The 3,054-nt window shown below is 71.5% G+C and carries 2 protein-coding genes and 1 pseudogene; all 3 read right to left on the bottom strand.

Translation table 11 applies throughout. The annotated features are described in order from the left end of the window. Positions 1 to 856, bottom strand: an 856-nt coding sequence (locus AX692_RS06870; protein ID WP_196491775.1) for a tetratricopeptide repeat protein, incomplete at its 3' end; no start/stop codon positions are given. Between the two features lie 65 nt (positions 857 to 921). After that, on the bottom strand, positions 922 to 2,640 hold the full coding sequence (gene ftsZ / locus AX692_RS06875) for a cell division protein FtsZ (RefSeq protein WP_073974706.1): 1,719 nt from the start codon (positions 2,638 to 2,640) through the stop codon (positions 922 to 924). A 165-nt stretch (positions 2,641 to 2,805) separates the two neighbouring features. Next, a pseudogene (locus tag AX692_RS20050) lies at positions 2,806 to 3,054 on the bottom strand (cell division protein FtsA); the annotation flags it as partial.

Consider the following 3,054-nt stretch of genomic DNA (forward strand, 5'->3'; position numbering starts at 1 on the left):
GTGGCGGGCCTGCGGGCGCGAGGCGACTGTCGGCGCGCTCCTCGGCGGCGAATCGCGCGAGGCGCGGATCATCGCGCCCGATGTCGGCGGAGCGCGGGAAGATCCCGAGATTGGCGGCCGCCGCCTGCTGCTGCTTCGTGAGGCGCGGCATGTAGCCGAGATAGGGCACCAGGCGGGTCGCGATGTCGCGCGGCATCACCTGCTCGACGATCGCTCCGGCGCGGTCGCTCTCGCCCATGATCGCAAGACCGAAGGCGCGGGCGCGCTGGGCGGCGAGGTCGCGGCGGTCGAGCAGCGGGCGCAGGGTGTCCTCGAAGCGTGCGCGGTTGCCGGCGATCGCATAGCTCACTGCCAGCCGCCGCCGCGCTTCGTCATTGGCCGGATCGAGTTCGAGCGCACGGAGATAGGCGGTCTGCGCCGCCGCCCCCTCGCCCACCAGGTCGAGGCTCAGCGCGCGGTCGGTCAGAACGCTGCGCTCGTCCGCTCCGGCGGCAAGCGCGCGGTCGAACTGGAGCAGCGCCTCGCCCGCGCGGCCGGCGCGCAGATAGACCGCGCCGAGGCCGAGCGCGACGTCGGGGTGTCCGGACTCGACATCGGCGGCACGCCCGAAAAAACCGATCGCGGCCTCGAGATCGTCGACACCCAGCGCAGCCTGCCCCGCCTCGACCAGTGCCGCGCGATCACGCGGGGTCTTGGCGAGCGCGACCAGCGCGCGGTTCAATCGCTGGACTTCGGCGGACGGCAGCGCCTGCACCACCGGCTGCGAAACGACCTCCTGTGCCGCCGCGCCGCCCGCGGGCAGCCCCGCGGCGCCGAGGGCCAGAGCACAAAGGACAGGAATGCGCGACACCATCATGCGTGCCCTATCAAACCCACCGCCGCCTGCCAGCGGGGTTGCGACGCAGCGCGGCGGGCGCGCGTTTACTGGTTGTTCTGGCGGCCGAGGAAGCGCGGGATGCTGAGCGCGGGGCTGTCCTCGCCCTCCTCGTCCTCGTCCTCGTCCCGCGCCGTGCTGCGCGACAGGTTGGCCATGCGCTCGAACAGCGTGCTGCCCGCACCGGCCCCGCCGCCGCCCGCGCCGCCGCCGGTGTCGCCGCCCAGCAGCCCGCGGCGCCGCCCGCCGCCGAGCCGCGCCTCGACCGGACGGTCTTCGGCGGCCAAGCGGTCGGCGCTGGCGAGGAGATCGTCCTGCGCCGGACCCCGGACGTCGGCATCGTCCTCGGCATCGGTGTAGGTGGCATAGCCGTCATCGAGCTCGAGCTCGCCCGCGTCGCCCGCCCCGGCCGGGGTGCCCGCGCCGTAGCCATAGGCCCCCGCATCTTCCGCGCCGCGCAGGCCCGCGAGCGGATCGACGATCTCGTCGACATCGTCCTCGTATTCGTCGCCATAGCTCTCCCCGGCCTGCATGCCGGTGAGCTCGAAGGGTGCGGCCGCGGCCTCGGCCTCGTCCTCTTCGGCCTCGCCCAGATCGAGCGTGTCGTCCTCGTCATAGCCGCCCGAGGCGCTCGCCGCCGGGCTGCCCAGATCGAAGGTCGGCGCGGGGGCGGGTTCGGGCGCGGCGACAGGTGCGGCGGCGCCGAACCCGTCGTCGTCCGACAGTTCGAGCACCGGCCGCTTGGGCGCGCGCGCCGCGCCGAGCGAGATCGACTGGCTGCGCTCGGACTGGCCGATGGCGCTCTGCTCGATGCCGGTCGCCACCACCGAGACGCGGATCTTGCCCTTGAGGTCGGGATTGAAAGCCGAGCCCCAGATGATGTTCGCGTCCTCGTCGACGAGTTCGCGGATGTGGTTGGCGGCCTCGTCGACCTCGAGCAGGCGCATGTCCTCGCCGCCGATGATCGAGATGATCACGCCCCTGGCGCCGGCCATGCTGACGCCGTCGAGCAGCGGGTTGGCAATCGCCTGCTCCGCCGCGTCGAGCGCGCGGTTCTCGCCCTCGCCCTCGCCGGTGCCCATCATCGCCTTGCCCATCTCGCTCATGACCGAACGCACGTCGGCGAAGTCGAGGTTGATCAGGCCGGGCATGACCATCAGGTCGGTGATCGAGCGCACGCCCTGCTGGAGCACCTCGTCGGCGAGCTGGAAGGCTTCCTTGAAGGTGGTTTCCGCCTTGGCGACCAGGAACAGGTTCTGGTTGGGAATGACGATCAGCGTGTCGACGTGCTGCTGGAGCTCCTCGATCCCCGCTTCGGCAGCGCGCATCCGGCGCGTGCCTTCGAACAGGAAGGGCTTGGTCACCACGCCCACGGTCAGCACGCCCATGCGGCGCGCGGCCTCGGCAATCACGGGCGCGGCGCCGGTGCCGGTGCCCCCGCCCATGCCCGCCGCGATGAAGCACATGTTGACGCCCTCGAGCGCCTTCTCGATCTCGGCCACGGTTTCTTCCGCTGCGGCCTTGCCCACCTCGGGCCGCGCGCCCGCGCCGAGGCCGCCGGTGATGTCGGGCCCGAGCTGGATGCGCTTTTCGGCCGGCGAGGTGCTCAAGGCCTGCGCGTCGGTGTTGGCGACGATGAACTCGACGCCCTCGATCTCGGCCGCGATCATGTTGGCGATCGCGTTGCCGCCGGCCCCGCCGATGCCGATGACAGTGATGCGGGGGCGCAGGTCGTCGCTCGCTGCGGGTCCGATATTGATGCTCATGAGCTGGTCCTCCAGGCGCAGGGACGGGATTTTTGCACCTCCCCCCGCGCATTTATCGTCTGTGACATAATCATCGTTCACATTTTATAGCGGCAGAACCCTTATCCACAGCATCGGGGCACAAAAAACGCGCGATGCCGCGGCGTAAAGCGCCCGCGCGGCGGGTCAGAAATATTCCTTCAGCGCCCGGAACAAGCGCGTGACCAGCGCCCACAACCCGCTCTCGCGCGAGAAGGCGCGGTAGACCCCGGCGCGTCCCGCACCCACCGCGCGGATATCGACCGGGTCGTCGGCGGCGTAGAGGCACAGGCCCGCCAGCGTCGCGAAGCCCGGCGCGTGGTGCGCCTCGGGCATGCCGGCGAGCTGCGGCGGGCGGCCGAGCCGCACCGGCTGCCCCAATGCACCCTGCATGAA

Source organism: Erythrobacter donghaensis (assembly GCF_001557325.1).
GTDB classification, from domain to species: Bacteria; Pseudomonadota; Alphaproteobacteria; order Sphingomonadales; family Sphingomonadaceae; genus Erythrobacter; species Erythrobacter donghaensis_B.